Origin of the sequence: Pseudomonas saudimassiliensis (assembly GCF_000939975.1) — a bacterium.
GTDB classification, from domain to species: domain Bacteria; phylum Pseudomonadota; class Gammaproteobacteria; order Pseudomonadales; family Pseudomonadaceae; genus Halopseudomonas; species Halopseudomonas saudimassiliensis.
Window position 1 is genome coordinate 1,077,779 of the sequence record NZ_LK391969.1, and the last position, 20,425, is coordinate 1,098,203.

15 protein-coding genes are annotated in these 20,425 nt (G+C 63.0%); 13 read left to right on the top strand and 2 right to left on the bottom strand.

The features are described 5' to 3' along the window. Positions 1–229: 229 nt before the first annotated feature. From atzF to VG99_RS05130, 9 genes are all read left to right on the top strand, one after another. Complete coding sequence (gene atzF, locus VG99_RS05090) at positions 230–2,020, top strand: allophanate hydrolase (protein ID WP_044498623.1); 1,791 nt, start codon at positions 230–232, stop codon at positions 2,018–2,020. 14 nt (positions 2,021–2,034) lie between these two features. Next, entirely contained in the window at positions 2,035–5,640 is a 3,606-nt protein-coding gene (gene uca, locus VG99_RS05095) for an urea carboxylase (RefSeq protein ID WP_044498624.1), read from the top strand. Then, on the top strand, positions 5,637–6,356 hold the full coding sequence (locus tag VG99_RS05100) for a GntR family transcriptional regulator (RefSeq protein WP_044498626.1): 720 nt from the start codon (positions 5,637–5,639) through the stop codon (positions 6,354–6,356). Before uca ends, VG99_RS05100 begins: the two co-directional genes overlap by 4 nt. A gap of 92 nt (positions 6,357–6,448) precedes the next feature. Next, complete coding sequence (gene urtA / locus VG99_RS05105) at positions 6,449–7,753, top strand: urea ABC transporter substrate-binding protein (RefSeq protein WP_044498627.1); 1,305 nt, start codon at positions 6,449–6,451, stop codon at positions 7,751–7,753. 90 nt (positions 7,754–7,843) lie between these two features. Then, positions 7,844–9,505, top strand: a complete 1,662-nt coding sequence (gene urtB / locus VG99_RS05110; protein WP_082049989.1) for an urea ABC transporter permease subunit UrtB — start codon at positions 7,844–7,846, stop codon at positions 9,503–9,505. A 36-nt stretch (positions 9,506–9,541) separates the two neighbouring features. Beyond that, complete coding sequence (gene urtC, locus VG99_RS05115; RefSeq protein ID WP_044498629.1) at positions 9,542–10,636, top strand: urea ABC transporter permease subunit UrtC; 1,095 nt, start codon at positions 9,542–9,544, stop codon at positions 10,634–10,636. Then, complete coding sequence (urtD, locus tag VG99_RS05120) at positions 10,636–11,472, top strand: urea ABC transporter ATP-binding protein UrtD (RefSeq protein WP_082049990.1); 837 nt, start codon at positions 10,636–10,638, stop codon at positions 11,470–11,472. The genes urtC and urtD overlap by 1 nt, the downstream gene beginning before the upstream one ends. Positions 11,473–11,475: 3 nt before the next feature. Next, a complete protein-coding gene (gene urtE, locus VG99_RS05125) occupies positions 11,476–12,171 on the top strand; it encodes an urea ABC transporter ATP-binding subunit UrtE (protein WP_044498630.1) in 696 nt (231 codons plus the stop codon). 146 nt (positions 12,172–12,317) lie between these two features. Beyond that, positions 12,318–13,901 carry a peptide chain release factor 3 gene (locus tag VG99_RS05130; RefSeq protein WP_044498631.1) on the top strand — a complete coding sequence of 528 codons (1,584 nt, stop codon included), beginning with the start codon at positions 12,318–12,320 and terminating at the stop codon, positions 13,899–13,901. A 15-nt stretch (positions 13,902–13,916) separates the two neighbouring features. Here the strand turns inward: VG99_RS05130 and VG99_RS05135 are convergent, their stop codons facing one another. Continuing rightward, the gene (locus tag VG99_RS05135; protein WP_044498632.1) at positions 13,917–14,165 is read right to left on the bottom strand and encodes a DUF1289 domain-containing protein; all 249 of its coding nucleotides are present in this window, start codon (positions 14,163–14,165) and stop codon (positions 13,917–13,919) included. 250 nt (positions 14,166–14,415) lie between these two features. Here VG99_RS05135 and nrdA point away from each other — a divergent pair, with 250 nt between their 5' ends. From nrdA to VG99_RS05155, 4 genes are all read left to right on the top strand, one after another. Next, on the top strand, positions 14,416–16,692 hold the full coding sequence (gene nrdA, locus VG99_RS05140) for a class 1a ribonucleoside-diphosphate reductase subunit alpha (RefSeq protein WP_044498633.1): 2,277 nt from the start codon (positions 14,416–14,418) through the stop codon (positions 16,690–16,692). Between the two features lie 252 nt (positions 16,693–16,944). Next, positions 16,945–18,084, top strand: coding sequence for a class Ia ribonucleoside-diphosphate reductase subunit beta (gene nrdB, locus VG99_RS05145; protein ID WP_239419816.1), 1,140 nt, complete (start codon positions 16,945–16,947; stop codon positions 18,082–18,084). Between the two features lie 3 nt (positions 18,085–18,087). Continuing rightward, on the top strand, positions 18,088–18,351 hold the full coding sequence (yfaE, locus tag VG99_RS05150; RefSeq protein WP_044498634.1) for a class I ribonucleotide reductase maintenance protein YfaE: 264 nt from the start codon (positions 18,088–18,090) through the stop codon (positions 18,349–18,351). Between the two features lie 9 nt (positions 18,352–18,360). Further along, positions 18,361–18,903 (top strand): DUF3087 domain-containing protein, encoded by a 543-nt coding sequence (locus tag VG99_RS05155; RefSeq protein ID WP_044498635.1) that lies wholly within the window; start codon positions 18,361–18,363, stop codon positions 18,901–18,903. 42 nt (positions 18,904–18,945) lie between these two features. Here the strand turns inward: VG99_RS05155 and VG99_RS05160 are convergent, their stop codons facing one another. Beyond that, complete coding sequence (locus tag VG99_RS05160) at positions 18,946–20,283, bottom strand: DUF1329 domain-containing protein (protein WP_044498636.1); 1,338 nt, start codon at positions 20,281–20,283, stop codon at positions 18,946–18,948. Positions 20,284–20,425: the final 142 nt, after the last annotated feature.

Sequence of the window (20,425 nt, forward strand, 5' to 3'; positions counted from 1 at the left end):
CTGTTTCTGCACCAAATCCAGCCACAGCACTGATTGCCAGCACTGAAACAGCGCGGCCTCGCCAGCGCGGGCGGGGCTCGACAGCCCTGCGCCCCGCCTCTTTCCCGCTTCATTACTCGTTGTTTTAAATAGCTTTTTTCACCATCTGCGAAGTATTTACCGCTGTTGGCACGCTCCCTGCTCAATCGCCTTGCATACAAGTTGGTATGCAGACGCATGGGAGGGTTCAATGACGCAGCAAATGGGATGGACACTGGCAGAGTGGCGCCAGAGCTATCGAAACGGATCCATCGAGCCGCGCGATGCCCTGCAGGGTCTGCGTGCGGCGCTGCAGGACAGCGACCCGGCCTGGATTCATATCGTTTCCAGCGCCGAGCTCGACGCCCAGCTCGACCAGCTCGCGGCCCTGCCACATGCCCCTGACCTGCCGCTCTATGGCATTCCCTTCGTGGTCAAGGACAATATCGATGTAGCCGGGCTGCCGACCAGCGCTGCCTGCCCCGCCTTTGCCCATACCCCCAGCGCGGACGCCACCAGCGTCGCCCGTCTGCGCGCCGCCGGCGCCGTGGTGCTGGCCAAGACCAACCTCGACCAGTTCGCTACCGGTCTGGTCGGCACCCGCTCCCCGTTCGGTGCAGTGCCCAACAGTTTCAATCCTGCCTATATCTCCGGCGGCTCCAGCTCAGGCTCCGCGGTGGCCGTGGCCCGCGGCCTGGTGCCCTTCAGCCTCGGCACCGATACCGCAGGCTCCGGGCGGGTGCCGGCCGGCTTCAATAATATCGTCGGGCTCAAGCCCACCCGGGGCCGGTTCAGTGCCCATGGGGTGCTACCGGCCTGTCGTACGCTGGATTGCGTCTCGGTGTTTGCCCTGACCGTCGAGGATGCCGAGGAGGTGGCAGCGACGCTGGAAGGCTTCGACGCCAACGACAGTTACTCGCGCCACCCAGGCCAGCCCGCCGTGCTGCTGGGCGAACAACCGCGCCTCGGTATTCCAGCCCAGCCCCAGTGGTTCGGCGACACTCAAGCGGAAGCCGCCTGGGCCAGCGCGCTCAGTCGGCTCCAGGCGCTGGGGGCGGAACTGGTCGAGCTGGATTTCAGCCCCATGCAGGAGCTGGCGCAACTGCTCTATGGTGGGCCCTGGGTGGCCGAGCGCTACGCCGCCATCGCGCCCTTTATCGCCCAGCACGCCGAGCAGATCCATCCGGTAGTACGCAGCATCATCAGCCAGGCCGAGCACTTCAGTGCCGTGGACTGCTTCGAGGCGGAATACCGCCGTGCCGATCTGGCGCGGGAGATCCAGACACTGATGCAGTCGGTGGACGCGCTGGTGGTACCCACTGCGCCAAAGCTGCCCACCCTGGCCGAGGTAGAGCAGGAGCCGGTGCTGGTCAACAGCCAACTGGGCACCTGGACCAACTTCGTCAACCTTGCCGATTGCGCAGCGCTGGCGTTACCGGCGGGCATTCGCGCGGACGGCCTGCCGTTTGGCATCACCCTGCTCGGCGCCGCCTGGCAGGACGCGGCACTGGCGGAGTTCGGCAAACGCTGGCAACGGCACATGCCCTGGAAACTGGGGGCTACCGACCGTACTGCCCCGGCAGGCACTGACGCGCAAGTGAACACCGCACCCAATGGCTACCTTCGCCTGGCAGTGGTCGGCGCCCACCTGCGTGGCATGCCGCTGAACTCGCAGCTTACCGAACGTCACGCCCGCTTTGTCGAGGCGGCCTTCACCGCCGCCAATTACCGCCTGTACGCGCTGCCCAATACCACCCCGCCCAAGCCGGGGCTGGTCCGTTCCAGCAGTGGCGAACCCATCGCCGTCGAGCTCTGGGATGTGCCCGTACAACTGTTCGGCAGCTTTGTCGGGCTGATCCCGGCACCGCTGGGCATCGGCACCCTGACCCTGCAGGACGGTCGCGAAGTCAAGGGTTTCATCTGCGAAGGCGCCGCGATCGAGGGCGCCACGGACATCACCCACCTGGGCGGCTGGCGCGCCTATATCGCCACGCGCGGATGATTGAGGAAGCTTTCATGTTGAACACCGTACTCATAGCCAACCGGGGCGAGATCGCCGTCCGCATTGCCCGCACCCTCAAGCGCTTGGGCATCACCTCGGTTGCCGTTTACTCCGAGGCCGACCGCAACAGCGCCCATGTCAGCGCCTGCGACCAGGCGATCTGCCTGGGCGGCAACAGCGCCGCGGACAGCTACCTGCAGACCGAGCTGATTCTCGCGGCGGCTCGTGACAGCGGCGCGCAGGCAGTCATCCCCGGTTATGGCTTTCTCTCGGAGAACGCCGACTTTGCCGAGCAATGCGAAGCCGCTGGCATTGCCTTCTGCGGCCCGACGCCCGAACAGATCCGCCAGTTCGGTCTCAAGCACAGCGCCCGGGAGATTGCCGCCTCGGCCGGCGTGCCCCTGACACCCGGTACCGGGCTGCTCGACTCGTTGGAGGAGGCGCTCAGCGCCGCGGACCGCCTCGGCTACCCGGTGATGCTGAAAAGTACCGCCGGTGGCGGCGGTATCGGTCTGACCCGCTGCGACGATCCGGCAGCCTTGACCGTCGCCTTCGAGAGCGTCAAACGCCTGGGGCAGAACTTCTTCTGCGACAGCGGCGTGTTTCTCGAGCGTTTCGTGGATAACGCCCGGCATGTGGAAGTGCAGATCTTCGGGGACGGTCATGGCAAGGTCATTGCCCTGGGCGAACGGGATTGCTCACTGCAGCGGCGCAATCAGAAGGTCGTCGAGGAGACCCCAGCCCCGCACCTGCCTGCCGCCACGCGCCAGCAGTTGTTGAACGCCTCGGTCAAACTGGGCGAGGCAGTGAACTACCGGTCAGCGGGCACCGTGGAATATATCTACGATGCTGCCCGCGACGCCTTCTATTTCCTTGAGGTCAACACTCGCCTGCAGGTGGAGCACCCGATCACCGAGGCCTGCACTGGAGTCGACCTGGTCGAATGGATGGTGCTGTGCGCGGCGGGTCAGCCGCCCGCGCTGGATATGCCCATCCAGCCCAACGGTGCGGCCATCGAAGTGCGCCTGTATGCCGAAGATCCGCTGCGCGACTTCCAGCCCTCGCCCGGGCTGCTGACCAGCGTCGACTTTCCCGCCAGCGCCCGGGTCGATACCTGGGTTGCTACCGGCACCCAGGTATCGCCCTACTACGACCCGATGATCGCCAAGATCATCGTCCACGGCCGCGACCGGGCCGAGGCCCTGACTAAGATGCGCGAGGCATTGGAGGCCACCAGCATCGGTGGTATTGCCACCAACCTGGAGTATCTGCGGCAGATCATCGCCAGCGACTTCTTCGGCCAGGGCGATGTAGCCACCAACCGCCTGGCCAATTTCACCTACCAGCCAGCTGTGGTGGAAGTACTGCAGCCCGGCACCTATACCAGCGTGCAGGATTACCCCGGCCGCGCTGGCTACTGGAGTGTCGGCGTACCGCCCTCCGGGCCGATGGACGACTATGCGTTCCGCCTGGCCAACCGCATCGTGGGTAACCACAGCGCCGCCGCGGGCCTGGAATGCACCCTGCTTGGTCCGACCCTGCGCTTTCACAGTGACACCCTGATTGCCCTGACCGGCGCTCGCTCCGACGCCCGCCTGGATGGCGCAACCGTGCCCTTCTGGACGCCCGTCCAGGTCAAGGCCGGGCAGGTGCTGACCCTGGGCAAGGCGCAGACCGGCTGCCGCAGCTATCTGGCGGTACGCAATGGCTTCGATGTGCCGGTGTATCTGGGCAGCCGCTCGACCTTCGCCCTCGGCCAGTTTGGCGGCCATGCCGGGCGGATATTACGGACTACGGATATGCTACCGATCAGCGACCCGGCGCTACCGGTATGCACCACTCCGGCGCCCGCCCACGCGCCGGCCGCCGCGCCCGCCGAACTGATCCCCCATTACCCCAATGAATGGGAGATCGGCGTACTCTATGGCCCCCATGGCGCGCCGGACTTCTTTACCGAAGAGGCGATCGAGATGTTCTTCGATACCGCCTGGGAGGTGCATTACAACTCCAACCGGCTGGGTATTCGCCTCAACGGCCCCAAACCCAGCTGGGCGCGGAGCGACGGTGGCGAAGCGGGTCTGCATCCGTCCAATATCCACGACACCGAATATGCCGTCGGCTCGATCAACTTCACCGGTGATATGCCGGTCATCCTCACTCGGGACGGCCCCAGCCTCGGCGGTTTTGTCTGCCCGGTGACGATCGCCAAGGCCGAGCTATGGAAGGTGGGCCAGGTCAAACCCGGTGATCGCATCCGCTTCAAACACCTGACGTTTGACGAGGCCCTGGCGCTGGAACTGGCCACCGATCGCGCCATCGAGCAGCTGGCACCTGCCGCCAGCCAGGCGCTGCCCGCCCGGCCCGGCGCCTCCGGCGATTGCATTCTGGCCAGCCTGGCTGCCCACGGCGAACGCCCGGCGGTGGTCTATCGACAGGCGGGGGACAAGTACATCCTGCTGGAGTATGGCCCCAATGTATTGGATATCAGCCTGCGGCTGCGCGTGCATGCCCTGATGGAAGCGCTCCGCGCCAGCCCCATCGACGGCATCATTGAACTGTCCCCCGGTGTGCGTTCGCTGCAGATCAACTACGACAGCCGCGTCATCCATCAGCATGCGCTGATCGACCGCCTGGTGCTGCTGGAAACCCAGCTCCCAGATGCCGGCAGCGTGCGGGTGCCCAGCCGTATCATCCGCCTGCCCATGGCCTTTGAGGATTCCGCCACACTGGATGCGGTGGCCCGCTACCGCCAGTCGGTGCGCGATACCGCGCCCTGGCTGCCCAGCAATACCGAGTTCATGCGCCGCATCAACGGTCTCGACACCATCGATGAGGTGCGCGACATCCTGTTCAGCGCCAGCTACATGGTGCTGGGCCTGGGCGACGTTTATCTCGGCGCGCCCTGCGCCGTGCCGGTCGATCCCCGGCATCGCCTGCTGACCTCCAAATACAACCCGGCACGCACCTACACCGCCGAGGGAACCGTCGGCATCGGCGGTGTGTACATGTGCATCTACGGCATGGATTCGCCCGGTGGCTACCAGCTGGTCGGTCGCACGCTGCCGATCTGGAACACCTTTCTCAAGAGCCCGGCCTTCGTCAATGGTGAACCCTGGCTGCTGAAGTTCTTTGACCAGGTGCGCTATTACCCGGTCTCCGAGGAGGAGCTGACCCGTCAGCGTGAGGCGTTCCGCGAGGGCCGTCTGGAGCTGGATATCGAGGATGGCTGGTTCGATCTGGCGGAGCATCGGGCATTTCTACAGCAGCATGCGCCAAGCATTACTGCGTTCAAGGCCCGGCAGCAGGCTGCCTTCACCCGGGAGGTCACTTTGTGGCAAGCCGATGAGCAGGCCCAGGTCGAGGCGGCGCTGCAGGTCCGCACACCCAGTGGGCCGATCGAGGTGAACGGGCATGCCGTCACTGCGGATATCAGCGGCAATATCTGGAAGCTGCTGGTGGAGCCCGGCCAGCAGGTCGAGCCGGACCAGCCACTGCTCATCGTCGAGGCCATGAAAATGGAATTCGCCGTGCACGCCGACCGCAGCGCCCGGGTCAGAGCCATCCACTGCGCCGCGGGCCGTCAGGTGAACGCGGGCGACCTGCTGATGGTGCTGGAATGACCCGGCTGCTACCCCTGGAACAACCGGGTCAGGGGGGCCGGGAGAATCTGACCGAGCGTATCTACCGGCAGCTGAAACGCAGCATCTTCGATTTTGACCTGCTGCCCGGTGACCGCTTCACCGAAAGCGCCATCGCCGAGCAGATGCAGGCCAGCCGCACGCCGGTGCGTGAAGCCCTGGCCCGGCTGCAGCGCGAGGGTTTCGTTGAAGTCTCGTTCCGCAGTGGCTGGCAGGTGCGGCCCTTCGATTTCCAGCAGTTCGAGCAACTCTATGACGTGCGCATCGTGCTGGAAATGGCCGCGGTCAAGCGGCTCTGCGAGATGCCGACGGCCCCCGACCTGGACGCACTCAAGCGGGTCTGGCTGGTGGCCCCGGCGGATCGCCTTGCCCACGGACCCACCGTCTGCGCCCTGGATGAGCGCTTCCATGAACAGCTGGTGCAAGCCTGTGGCAACGGCGAGATGGCGCGCATCCACCACGACCTCACCGAACGCCTGCGCATCGTGCGGCGCATCGACTTCACCCAGCGCCCGCGCATCGAAGCCACCTACCTCGAGCACGGCCAGATTCTGCAGAGCATCATCCGGCGCCGCAGCGATGAGGCCCAGTTACTGCTCAAGACCCATATCGAGGAAAGCAAAGCGGAGGTTCGCAAGATCACCCTGCACATGATTTTCGAGGCACGACAACACCAACTGGCCGCAGCTGGCGAGTGATGCACCTCCAGTGCATTACACCCACTGTTTCACACGTTGTTTCACAACCTGTTCTCAATCGCTGTACACGCTCAAACGAAGGGAGATTGTCGATGAAACTGAAAAACCTAGCCAAACGGACCGGGGCTCTCGGTATCGCCTGCAGCATGGCGTTGACCGCCCTGGCGGTACAGGCGGAGACCATCAAGGTCGGCGTACTGCATTCGCTATCGGGCACCATGGCGATTTCGGAAACGACGCTGAAGGACACCATGCTGATGCTCATTGAAGAGCAGAACAAGAAAGGGGGTGTGCTCGGCAAGCAACTGGAAGCGGTGGTGGTTGACCCGGCGTCCAACTGGCCCCTGTTTGCCGAACGCACCCGTGACCTGCTGGAGCAGCATGAGGTCGATGCCATCTTCGGTTGCTGGACCTCGGTCTCGCGCAAGGCGGTGCTGCCGGTGATCGAGGAGCTTAATGGTATTCTCTTCTACCCCGTGCAGTACGAAGGGGAAGAGTCCTCGCGCAATGTGTTCTACACCGGCGCGGCGCCGAACCAGCAGGCCATCCCGGCGGTGGATTACCTGAAGGACGAAGTAGGGATCGAGCGCTGGGTGCTGGCCGGTACCGACTACGTCTATCCGCGAACCACCAACCGCATCCTCGAGGCCTACCTCAAGGCCAACGGCGTAGCGGAACAGGACATCCTGGTCAATTACACCCCGTTCGGTCATTCGGACTGGCAGAACATCGTCGCGGAAATCAAACGCTTTGGCAGCACCGGCAAGAAGACCGCAGTGGTGTCCACTATCAATGGTGACGCCAACGTGCCCTTCTACCGTGAACTGGGCAACCAGGGCGTATCGGCCGAGGATATTCCGGTGATCGCCTTCTCGGTCGGTGAAGAGGAACTGTCCGGTATCGACACTTCGCCGCTGGTCGGCCACATGGCCGCCTGGAACTACTTCATGAGCGAGGAGAACCCCGCCAACGAAGCCTTCATCAAGACCTGGCACCAGTTCACCGGCGACACCAAGCGCGTGACCAACGATCCGATGGAAGCGCACTACATCGGCTTCAACATGTGGGTGAAAGCGGTCGAGGCCGCCGGCACTACCGACACCGACAAGGTCATCGACGCCATGGTCGGCGTGGAGGTACCGAACCTGACCGGCGGCGTCAGCAAGATGTTGCCCAACCACCACATCACCAAACCGGTGCTGATCGGCGAGATCCAGGATGACGGCCAATTCCTCACCGTCTCCAGTACCGATGGCCTGGTGCCCGGCGACGCTTGGTCCGACTTCCTGGAAGGCAGCAAGGACCTGGAAGCGGATTGGGCGGCACCGATCAATTGCGGCAACTACAACACGCAGACCAAGGCCTGCCTGGGTGCCAGCCCGGTAGCTGCCCAGTAACTGCCTCCGCTGCATCCGGCCTATGGCCAACCCGAGCCCCTCCCGCGCCAGCGGCGGGGGGCTACCCAGGCACTGAAGAGAGACCCTGCCATGACCCCACGCTGCCGCGCCAATTTCGGGCCCGTCCTGCGCCGGCTGAGCATCGGCCTGCTGCTGCTCAGCAGCCTGCTCGTCACGCTGACCAGCCAGGCACAACCTGTCACCGCCACCAGCAACGCGGATACCTCGCGCAGTTTCGACCGGCTGGTACGTGAGCTGCCCGGCGGCAATCTGCGCCAGCGTGCCGATCTTCTGCACCAGTTGGCCGATCACCCTGATCCACGGCTGCCCCATATTCTCAACGCGCTGGTCGACGGCGATCTGCTCGCCGACCGGAACGACCCGCCGACCGTCGCCATTCGCACCGGCACCCGGATTGAGGATGCACTGAGCGGCGCGGTGATCGATCCGACGATCGCCGCTGACCTGCGCCGGATTCCCGTCAATAACAGTTTGCGTACCCAACTGCGCGGCCTGATTGCCCGCGCCAATCTGCAGCACCCCGAGCCACAGGCGCGGTACGAGGCAGTACGCCGCTTCATTCGCGACGGCGTCGACCGTGACAGCATCGACCTGCTGCGTGAGCGCCAGCAAATCGAGGAGTCCGGCCTGGTCCAGGGCGCCATCGACACCGCCGTGGCGCTGTACCAGTTACAGCACGCCGACCGGGATATCCGTCTGGGCGCGGTCGAGGCGCTGAGCGGCTCGCTGGAAGTCGAGGCCCGCAATGCCCTTGCCGGGCTGGCGGCCAGCGATGGGGATCTGGCGCTGCGTGCCGCCGCGCAACAGGCACTGGACGGTATCCAGACGCGCATCCAGTTCTACCGCCTGGTGGAAAATCTGTTCTTCGGTTTGAGCCTCGGCTCGGTCCTGCTGCTGGCGGCGATCGGGCTGGCGATCACCTTCGGCGTCATGGGCGTGATCAACATGGCCCACGGCGAGCTGATCATGATCGGCGCCTACACTACCTGGGGCGTGCAGGTGCTGTTTCCCGAGCTGATCGAATGGAGCCTGCTGATCGCCATCCCCGCCGCCTTCCTCATCACCGCGCTGGTCGGCATGGCCATCGAACGGGGCGTCATCCGCTTCCTCTATGGTCGCTCGCTGGAAACCCTGCTCGCCACCTTTGGCCTGAGCCTGGTACTGCAGCAGGCCGTGCGCAGCCTGTTCAGTCCGCTCAACCGCTCGGTCAGCTCGCCGGAGTGGATCAGCGGCACCCTGACCCTCAATCCGGTGCTGTCGATCACCTATACCCGGCTGTACATCCTGATCTTCGGGCTGGCGGTGTTCTTCGCCCTGCTGCTGGTGATGAAGCGCACCAGTCTCGGCCTCAAGGTGCGCGCCGTCTCGCAGAACCGCGCCATGGCCCGCGCCGTCGGGGTGCGCTCGAACTGGGTGGACGCGCTGACCTTCGGGCTCGGCTCCGGCATTGCCGGTATCGCCGGGGTGGCCCTGTCGCAGCTCACCAATGTCGGGCCCAACCTCGGCCAGGCGTACATCATCGACTCATTCATGGTGGTGGTGTTCGGCGGGGTCGGCAACCTCTGGGGCACGCTGGTGAGCGCCATGAGCCTGGGACTGATCAACAACTTCCTCGAGCCCTGGGCCGGCGCCATGCTGGCCAAGGTGCTGGTGCTGATCATGTTGATCCTGTTCATCCAGAAAAAACCCAAGGGACTCTTCCCGCAGAAAGGACGGGTAGCGGCGGATTGATCGCCCCTGCCCCACAAAGATGATCGAGAGGGAAGTATGCTGACCCAACGTCTGTTACTCAGTGATCGCGGCGGCCTGGTGGTACTCGGGTTGGTCGTGTTGACCGCCGTGCTGGTACCGATTCTCAACCTGGCGGTGCCCAGCGGCTCGCCGTTCTACGTATCCAACTTTACCGTAGCGCTGCTCGGCAAGTTTCTCTGCTTTGCCCTGCTGGCGTTGTCAGTGGACCTGATCTGGGGCTACTGCGGGATTCTCTCCCTCGGCCATGGCGCCTTCTTCAGCCTCGGCGGCTACGGCATGGGCATGTACCTGATGCGCCAGATCGGCGACCGCGGCGTCTACGGTCATCCCGAGCTGATGGATTTCATGGTGGTGCTCAACTGGCAGACCCTGCCCTGGTACTGGCAGGGCTTTGACATGTTCTGGTTCGCCCTGCTGATGATTCTGCTGGTACCGGCGCTGCTGGCACTGGTGTTCGGCTGGTTGGCGTTCCGCTCCCGGGTCACCGGAGTGTATTTCGCGATCATCACCCAGGCGCTGACCTACGCGCTGATGCTGGCATTCTTCCGCAACGAGATGGGCTTCGGCGGTAATAACGGTCTGAACGACTTCAAGGAAATTCTCGGCTTCGATCTCGCTGCCAAGACTACCCGCATCGGCCTGTTCATCGCCTCGGCGCTGGCCCTGGTGCTGGGCTATCTGGCGTGTCGGTACATAGTCACCTCGCGCATGGGGCGGGTGATCATCTCGATCCGTGATGCGGAAAGCCGCACCCGGTTCAGCGGCTACCAGGTGGAGTCGTACAAGCTCTGGCTGTTCGTATTCTCCGCCATGCTGGCGGCGGTGGCCGGGGCGCTGTACGTACCCCAGGTGGGCATCATCAATCCGGGCGAGTTTTCGCCACTGAACTCCATCGAGATGGTCGTCTGGGTGGCCACCGGCGGGCGCGGCACCCTGTTCGGCGCCATTGTCGGGGCATTCTCGGTGAACTACGCCAAGACCTTCTTCACCACTTTCTCGCCGGAAACCTGGCTGTTCATCCTCGGTGGGCTGTTTGTGCTGGTGACCCTGGTGTTGCCCCGGGGCATTGTCGGCCTGGTCGATCACCTGCGTCGCAAGGGGAATAAGTAATGTATTCACTGGAACAGTTTCGCCAGGCCTGGCGCCGCGATCAGGTCTTCGACTTCCTGTTGCCCAGGCCGGAATTCCACCGGCCGGTGGACACCAGCCACGGTCCCATCCTCTATGTGGAGGACGTCAGCGTCAGCTTTGACGGGTTCAAGGCGCTGAACAACCTCAACCTGTATATCGACGACGGGGAGCTGCGCTGCATCATTGGCCCCAACGGTGCCGGCAAGACCACCATGATGGATGTGATCACCGGCAAGACCCGTCCGGACAGCGGCAGCGTGTACTTCGGCCAGCGCATCGACCTGCTAAAACAGCCGGAATACCAGATTGCCCGCGGCGGTATTGGCCGCAAGTTCCAGAAGCCGACCATCTTCGAGGCGCTCTCGGTGTTCGAGAACCTGGAGCTCGCCACCGCCTCGGACAAGGGCGTCTGGTACACCCTGAACCACGACCTGAACGGCGAGCAACGCGACCGCATCGACGAGGTATTGACCCTGATCGGCCTGACCGGGCAGCGGCGGCAGAACGCTGGCGCCCTGTCCCACGGCCAGAAGCAATGGCTGGAGATCGGCATGCTGCTGGTGCAGAACCCCCGCGTGCTGCTGGTGGACGAACCGGTCGCCGGCATGACCGGCGAAGAGGTGGAGCACACCGCGCAGCTGCTGACCTCACTGGCCGGACGCCATTCGGTGATCGTCGTCGAGCACGATATGGCCTTTGTCCGTTCCATTGCCCGCAAGGTCACCGTGCTGCACCAGGGTTCGGTGCTGGCCGAAGGCAGCATGGACCAGGTGCAGAACGACCCGCGGGTCATCGAAGTCTATCTGGGAGAGTGAACTGTGCTGAGCATTCAAGGTATCAATCAGTTCTACAACCAGAGCCACATCCTCTGGGATCTGGATCTGGAACTGGCCGAAGGCACCTGCGGCTGCCTGCTCGGGCGTAACGGCGTGGGCAAGACCACCCTGCTCAAGTGCATCACCGGTCTGTTGCCGGTAAAGAGCGGGCGCATCCTGTTCAATGGCAAGGACATCACCCAGTTGTCCACCGAGTACCGCGCCCGCGGCGGCATCGGCTACGTGCCCCAGGGCCGCGAAATCTTCCCGCTGTTGACTGTCGAGGAGAACCTGAAGATCTCGCTGGGCGCCCGCCCTGACCGCGCCCGCCAGGTGCCGGCGCTCATCTACGAGCTGTTCCCGGTGCTCAAGGACATGAAGCACCGCCGCGGCGGTGACCTGTCCGGCGGCCAGCAGCAACAACTGGCGATCGGCCGGGCGCTGGTGCTGGATCCCAGGCTGCTGATTCTCGATGAGCCGACCGAGGGCATCCAGCCGAATATCGTGCGGGATATCAGCGATGTGATTCGCCGGTTGAATGCCGAGCTGGGGCTGACCGTACTGCTGGTAGAACAGAAGCTGCCCTTTGCCCGTCGCGCCGCGGATGGCTTTTTCATCATGGAGCGCGGCCGCAACGTCGCCAGCGGGGCCATGAGCACGCTGGATGAGCAGTTGATCCAGCGCTACCTGACGGTCTGAGTGCAGCGGGGGGCGGGTGCCGGGCGGATTTTACTTTGTCATGCCCGGATGAATAAGCCACAATATGCGCCGATTCATTTACCCCCGCCCGGAGCCGACCGACACCGGTCACCGCCTCCTCGCCCAGCACGAACCGAACAGGCAACATGTCCAACATCGAGAAAGAAGTCGCCAAGCGCCGTACCTTTGCCATCATCTCGCACCCCGATGCGGGTAAGACCACCATCACCGAGCGCCTGCTGCTGATGGGCAAGGCAATCGAGGTGGCAGGCACGGTCAAGTCCCGCAAATCCGATCGCCACGCGACCTCGGACTGGATGGCCATGGAGCAGCAGCGGGGTATCTCCATTACCACCTCGGTCATGCAGTTCCCCTACCGCGACCACATGATCAACCTGCTGGACACCCCCGGTCACGAGGACTTCTCCGAAGATACCTACCGCACCCTGACCGCGGTGGACAGCGCGCTGATGATGATTGACGGCGGTAAGGGCGTCGAGCCCCGTACCATCGCCCTGATGAACGTGTGCCGCCTGCGCGACACACCGATCATCAGCTTCGTCAACAAGCTCGACCGCGACATCCGTGACCCCATCGAGCTGCTCGATGAGATCGAGGAAGTGCTAAGCATCAAGGCCGCGCCGGTAACCTGGCCGATCGGTTGCTACCGCGAGTTCAAGGGCGTCTACCACCTGGCCAACGACTGCATCCATGTCTACACACCCGGCCACGGGCACGAACGCACCGAAGACAAGATCATCCAGAAGCTGGACAGCGATGAAGCCCGGGCCCTGCTGGGCGACATGTATGACAGCTTCGTCGAGGAACTGGAGCTGGTTCAGGGTGCCTGCCACGAATTCGATCTGGAGGAATACCTGGCGGGCAAGCTGACCCCGGTGTTCTTCGGTACCGCACTGGGCAACTTCGGTGTCAGCCATGTGCTGGACGCCTTCGTCGATTGGGCGCCTGCGCCGCTGTCGCGCCTGACCCAGGAACGTGAGGTCAAACCCACCGAGCCGACCTTCAGCGGTTTCGTGTTCAAGATCCAGGCGAACATGGACCCGCGCCACCGCGACCGCATCGCCTTCATGCGCGTGTGCTCGGGCAAGTACGAACAGGGCATGAAGATGCGCCATGTACGCATCGGCAAGGACATCAAGATTGCCGACGCCCTGACCTTCTTCTCCAGCGACCGGGAGCGGCTGGAGGAGGCCTTCGGCGGCGACATCATCGGTCTGCATAACCATGGCACCATTCAGATCGGCGACACCTTCACCGCCGGCGAGAACATCAGCTTCACCGGCATCCCGCACTTTGCCCCAGAACTGTTCCGCCGGGTCCGGCTGAAGGATCCGCTCAAGTCCAAGCAGCTACGCCAGGGCCTGCAGGAACTGGCCGAGGAAGGCGCCACCCAGGTGTTCTTCCCCGAGCGCAACAACGACGTCATCCTCGGCGCCGTGGGTGTGCTGCAGTTCGACGTGGTCGCCAGCCGGCTGAAGGAAGAATACAAGGTCGAGTGCCTGTACGAACCGGTCAACGTCTGGTCCGCCCGTTGGATTGAATCCACGGATAAGAAGAAACTCGAGGAATTCCGCAACAAGGCCACGGACAACCTGGCCGTGGATGGGGGTGGGCATCTGACCTACCTGGCCCCGACCCGGGTCAACCTGAGCCTGACCGAGGAGCGCTGGCCGGAGATTCAGTTCAACGCTACCCGCGAGCATCACTGACCGGCGGTGGAGGGTTCAGAACAGCTCTGACTGGGTATCGCTATCCGTTTGCTGGCGCCGGGCCGCTTCCTGTCTGGCGCGTAGCACGCGGGCCTGGCGCGACTGGCACAGCCGGACCACCTGGCGCTTCTGCTCGGTAGTGAATTCCAGCCAGTAGAGGCGCTCCTCCCGCGAGCGGAAACACCCTTTGCAGAAGCCCTTGCTATTGGCCTCGCAGACCCCGATGCAGGGGCTGGGGATATCGAAGAATTCCAGCTGATCCATTCATCCCTCGCCACTGTCCCCTAGCCGCGCCAGGGGATAAATTCAAGCAGAATATTTTTGCTTCGCTGCAAGCTGCGTGCGCACTGCGCTGCGCATCAAGGGCTGGTCAGCTCCCGGACAATTCGGGTTGACCCACCCCGATCAGCCCACTATATTGCGCAGAACATTACGCACCAACACTATATGTAGTGCGCCAGCCTTATAACGCTGGCGCGCTGTTTTCAAGCCCTTTTTGCCAGGAAAAGCCCCAATGTCCGATTTCCAGTCCCTCAAGGTCACCAAGCGCGACGGCTCCCAGGAACCCATCAACCTGGACAAGATCCACCGCGTGCTGGACTGGGCGGCGGCGGGGCTGAACAACGTATCGGTATCCCAGGTGGAACTGAAGTCGCAGATCCAGTTGTACGATGGCATCCGCAGCCAGGATATCCATGAGACCATCATCAAGGCCGCCGCCGACCTGATTTCCACCGAGACGCCGGATTACCAATACATGGCCGCACGCCTGGCGATCTTTCACCTGCGCAAGATAGCCTATGGTCAGTTCGAGCCGCCACACCTGTTCGACCACGTCACTACCCTGACCGAAATGAAGCGCTATGACCAGCACATCCTGCGCGATTACAGCCGTGACGAATTCGACACCCTCAACGCCTATCTCGACCACAGCCGCGACCTGAATTTCTCCTACGCCGCGGTCAAGCAGCTGGAAGGCAAGTACCTGATCCAGGACCGGGTCAGCCGCCGGGTCTATGAAAGCCCGCAGATGCTCTACATGCTGATCGGCATGTGCCTGTTTGCCGACTACCCGCGGGACACCCGGCTGGATTACATCAAGCGTTTCTACGACGCCATCTCGCTGTTCAAGATCTCCCTGCCGACGCCCATCATGTCCGGCGTGCGCTCGCCGTCCCGGCAGTTCAGCTCCTGTGTGCTGATCGAGTGCGGCGACAGCCTGGACTCGATCAACGCCACCACCTCGGCCATCGTCAAGTATGTGTCCCTGCGTGCCGGCATCGGCATCAATGCCGGGCGCATCCGCGCCGTGGGCAGCCCGATCCGCGGCGGCGAGGCCCAGCACACCGGCTGTATTCCCTTCTTCAAATTGTTCCAGTCCGCGGTCAAGTCCTGCTCCCAGGGCGGCGTGCGTGGCGGCGCGGCGACCCTGTTCTACCCGCTGTGGCACCTGGAGGTGGAGTCGCTGCTGGTATTGAAGAACAACCGCGGCGTGGAAGAAAACCGCGTGCGGCACATGGACTACGGCGTGCAGATCAACCGCACCCTGTACCAGCGCCTGATCAAGAATGGCAATATCACCCTGTTCTCGCCCCACGAAGTGCCCGGCCTGTACGATGCCTTCTTCGCCGACCAGGACGAATTCGAGCGGCTGTACGAGAAATACGAGCAGGACGAGAGCATCCGCAAACGCAGCATTCCGGCGGTCGAGCTGTTCTCGCTGATGATGCAGGAACGCTCCAGCACCGGCCGCATCTATATCCAGAACGTCGACCACTGCAACACCCACAGCCCCTTCGACCCGAAGGTCGCACCGGTACGCCAGTCCAACCTGTGCCTGGAAATCGCCCTGCCCACCAGCCCGCTGGAAAGCATGGATGACCCCAACGGCGAGATTGCCCTGTGCACTCTGTCCGCCCTGAACCTGGGCGCGATCAACAGCCTCGACGAGCTGGAAGAGCTGGCTGAGCTCGCGGTGCGCGCGCTGGACTCCTTGCTGGATTACCAGGGCTACCCGATCGAAGCCGCCCGCCGCGCCTCGATGAAGCGCCGCACTCTGGGCATCGGCGTGATCAACTTTGCCAACTACCTGGCGAAGAATGGTGTGAAGTATTCCGACGGTTCGGCCAACAACCTGACCCACCGCACCTTCGAGGCCATCCAGTACTACCTGCTGCGCGCCTCCAACAAGCTGGCCCAGGAACGTGGTGCCTGCACCGGTTTCAACGAGACCGTATACGCCAGGGGGGTGCTGCCGATCGATACCTACAAGAAGGACCTGGACGCGGTCTGCTCCGAGCCGCTGCACCTGGACTGGGAAGCCCTGCGCGCGGATATCGTCACCCACGGCCTGCGCAACTCGACGCTGTCCTCGCTGATGCCGTCGGAGACCTCCAGCCAGATCTCCAACGCTACCAACGGCATCGAACCGCCCCGCGGGTTGGTGACCGTCAAGCAGTCCAAGGACGGCATCCTCAAGCAGGTGGTGCCCGATTACGATGAGCTCAAGCACGCCTATGAGTTGCTGTGGCAGATGCCGAGCAACGATGGCTACCTGCAGCTGGTGGGTATCATGCAGAAGTTCGTCGACCAGGCGATTTCGGCCAACACCAACTACGACCCGCAGCGCTTCGAGGGGGGCCGGGTGCCGATGAAGCAACTGCTCAAGGATCTGCTGACCGCGTACAAGCTTGGCCTCAAGACCCTGTACTATCAGAACACCCGGGATGGGGCGGATGATGCCCAGGCGGACCTGGCGGATGATTGTGCGGGTGGGGCTTGCAAGATCTGAGTGAGTTGCCTTTCCCCCTCTCCCCGGCCCTCTCCCGCGAGGGAGAGGGAGAAAAGCAGGACACGCACGCAGGTCAGAGCCAAGACTGAAGGCTCTCCTTCACGATAGGCCGAGCAGAGAGCACAGGCTAAAGCCCCTCTCCCCTCGCGGGAGAGGGGTTGGGGCGCCCGGCGAGGGAGAGGAGGATCGGGCGTCTGCCTACCCCCACTTCCAGAAACAACTACACGACTTCAGGTTCCCCGAGGGGCCAACATGAAAATGAAATACAGCACTTTCTCCCAGACCGACAACAACCAGATGGGCGAGCCGATGTTCTTCGGCCAGCCGGTCAACGTGGCGCGCTATGACCAACAGAAATACCCGATCTTCGAGAAGCTGATCGAGAAGCAGCTGTCGTTCTTCTGGCGCCCGGAAGAAGTGGACGTATCCCAGGATCGCATCGATTTTCGCAACCTGCCGGATCACGAAAAGCACATCTTTATCAGCAACCTGAAGTACCAGACGCTGCTGGATTCGATCCAGGGCCGCAGCCCGAACGTGGCCTTCCTGCCGCTGGTGTCGATCCCCGAGCTGGAGACCTGGATCGAGACCTGGTCGTTTTCCGAGACCATCCACAGCCGCTCCTATACCCACATCATTCGCAATATCGTCAACGATCCGGCGGTGGTGTTCGATGACATAGTACGCAACCAGCACATCATCGAGCGGGCGGGCGATATCGCCAATTACTACGACGACCTGATCCAGTACAGCAACCTGTACAACCAGTTCGGTGAGGGCACGCACCAGCTCAACGGCCAGAGCGTGACCCTGGATCTGTTCGAGCTGAAGAAGAAGCTGTACCTGTGCATGATGTCGGTGAACGTGCTGGAGGCGATCCGCTTCTATGTCAGCTTTGCCTGCTCCTTCGCCTTTGCCGAGCGCCGGCTGATGGAGGGCAACGCCAAGATCATCCGGCTGATTGCCCGGGACGAGGCGCTGCACCTGACCGGCACCCAGCACATCATCAATATCCTGCAGGAAGGCGAGGACGACCCGCAGATGGCCGAGGTGGCCCGCGCCTGCCATGACCAGTGCGTCGAACTGTTCCGCCATGCCGCCGAGCAGGAGAAGCAGTGGGCCGAGTACCTGTTCAAGGATGGCTCCATGATCGGCCTGAACTACAGCATCCTCAGCCAGTACGTGGAATACATCACCAACCTGCGCATGGCGGCGGTGGGGCTGGAGCCGATCTTCCCGGGCGCCAACCAGAATCCGATCCCGTGGATCAACGCCTGGCTGGTGTCGGATAACGTGCAGGTAGCACCACAGGAAGTGGAAGTCAGCTCCTACCTGGTCGGCCAGATCGACTCCGAAGTCTCCCTGGAAGACCTTGGCGAGTTCGAGTTGTAACCCGTGCAGGTGTTTACCCGCGATACCTTCTTCGAGCTGGGTGAGGACGAAACCCTGCTCGAGGGGCTGGAGCGCACCGGCCACCATGTCGAGTACCAGTGCCGCAGCGGCTACTGCGGTGCCTGCCGGGTCAAACTCAAGGTCGGCAGCGTGGTCTACCCCAGTGCCCCGCTGGCCTTTATCAAGCGCGACGAGATCCTGCCCTGCTGTTGCCGGCCGGCGGAGCTGATCGTCATCGACGATGTACCGCTGAAAAGCAAACTCTGAGGTATGCCGATGTTTGAAATCCAGTCCATGGATCCGCTGCGCTACCGCGAGCAGACCCGCCGCAGCACCCTGATCCTCTGCGCCATCCTGGCGGCGCTGTGCATTACCCTGGCGACCCTGTCGGTGGCGCTGTTCGGGGAACCGGGCGGCAACAATTTTCGCTGGAACCTGGGTGGCGTGATCGCCGGCCTGTTGCTGACCATTGCGGTGGTGCGGACCTATCTATGGCAGCAGCCCTGGATGGCGCCTGCGGTGTATGGCTTCCGCCTCAAGCGCAATCTGATGAAGGTGACCAATATCCTGCATCAGGTCGAAGCCGGCGTGGCCGATGCCGATCCGACCGCTATGCGGGTGCTGCGCTTCTATCACCTGGGCCTGTTGCAGATGTATCAGCTTGATGGCAACAGCACCGCCGCCAGCGATCTGGTCAAGGAGATGGATCAGCATCATGAACGGATGTTGACGGCAGGGCTGGATCCGCACCAGCCGCGGCTGGACCCAGCCTGGCTGACCAGCGTCAGCGAACGCTGGCGCGATGCCAAGCGCCGCTGATAGGAAACATGAGCCGCCGCAGCGCAGCGGCTCGACAGCGCCTCAGTTACCGGCGCGGCGCAAGGCCTGGGGTGAGAAATCCCGCGGCGACATGTCGTAATTGAAGTCGTACATCGGCTCGTTATTATCGAGGCCGTCGACAAAGTAGTTGCCGGTCTTCAGGTAATAGAGGGTCTCGAGGGTGCTGTTGAACATCGGCAGCTCGTAGTAGCTGATCGGGTGGCTTTCCTGCAGGCCCACCAGTTCGCCCTTCTCGTCCCGCAGGTCTACCGCCAGGATCTGCCAGCTATCCTCATCGATATAGAATCGCCGCGTGTGGTACGGGTGGGCATAGCCGGTGCGCAGATTGGCTTCCACGACCCAGACGCGGTGCAGTTCATAACGTAGCAGTTCGGGGTTCAGCGTTGTCGGCAGCACAATGCGGTCATAGCTGATGCCCTGTTGATGCACGGCATAGCTGTTGTAGGGCACCAGCATTTCCTGCTTGCCGATCAGGGTCCATTCGTAGCGATCCGGCGCACCATTGTAGGAATCCACCACATCCGCCGTGGCCAGGCCACTGGTGTCAGGCTGCACCGAGTCATAGGCCAGCGACGGCAGGCGGCGGACGCGCCGGTCACTGGGACTGTAGCGCCAGGCCCGGCGGGTCGTGAGTACCTGGTCCAGCGGATCCTGCACCACCAGCGAGGTACCGGACAGCTTCGCCGGCGCCGTAACCTGGTAGCGGTAGTACAGCAGGGTATTGTCCATATCCTCGATGGTCATGCCGTCGCGGTTATAGATGTAGTAGACGTAGCGGTCACGCTTGATCAGGTTGCTCTTGCCGTTGATCACCACCGCCTGGTTGTTGATGAAGTGCGTCTGGTCGCCCTTGTAGTGCAGGATGTGGTTCCAGATCACTTCCATGCCGTCCTGCGGGATCGGGAAGGGAATCCCCGCCACGGCGCCCGATACGCCGTTGCCATTGGCAATCAGCTCGGCCCGCTCGGCATTGGCCCGGGTGGCATCGTAGATACGCTGCGGATTGGCGGCGCTGCGGCGGGTCGGATAGACCTGCAGGTAGTAGTCCGGATGGCGCTCCAGCAGATCGGCCAGCCCGGCCGGCAACAGCTCGCGATGCTGGCTCAGATCGGCGCCGTCTACCCGATAGAGCATGGCGTCATCGGCATAGGGATCAGGGTGATGCATCCCCGGCTCATAGTGGGCCGGCGGCGTCACCCCACCGGTCCAGGCGGGGATGGTGCCGGCGGCGTTACCGGCGCGTTCGGCACCGAGGGGGGTCAGGTCGGCGCCCAGTCTTGCGGCCTGGACGGGGTCTACCTTGGCTTGAACCTGGCTCGCCAACGCGGCCAGCATGACAATGCCGAACATCCTGTACATGTACAACTCCTTGCGAGACAGTACTTGCTATCCGTCGACGGCGTCGACCGACAATCCAAAGGGGGCAAAACGCCAAAAAATCGCGCGATTGTAACGCGAAACCCGGCGCCGGATGCCCCTGCGCTACAAAATGACACATTTG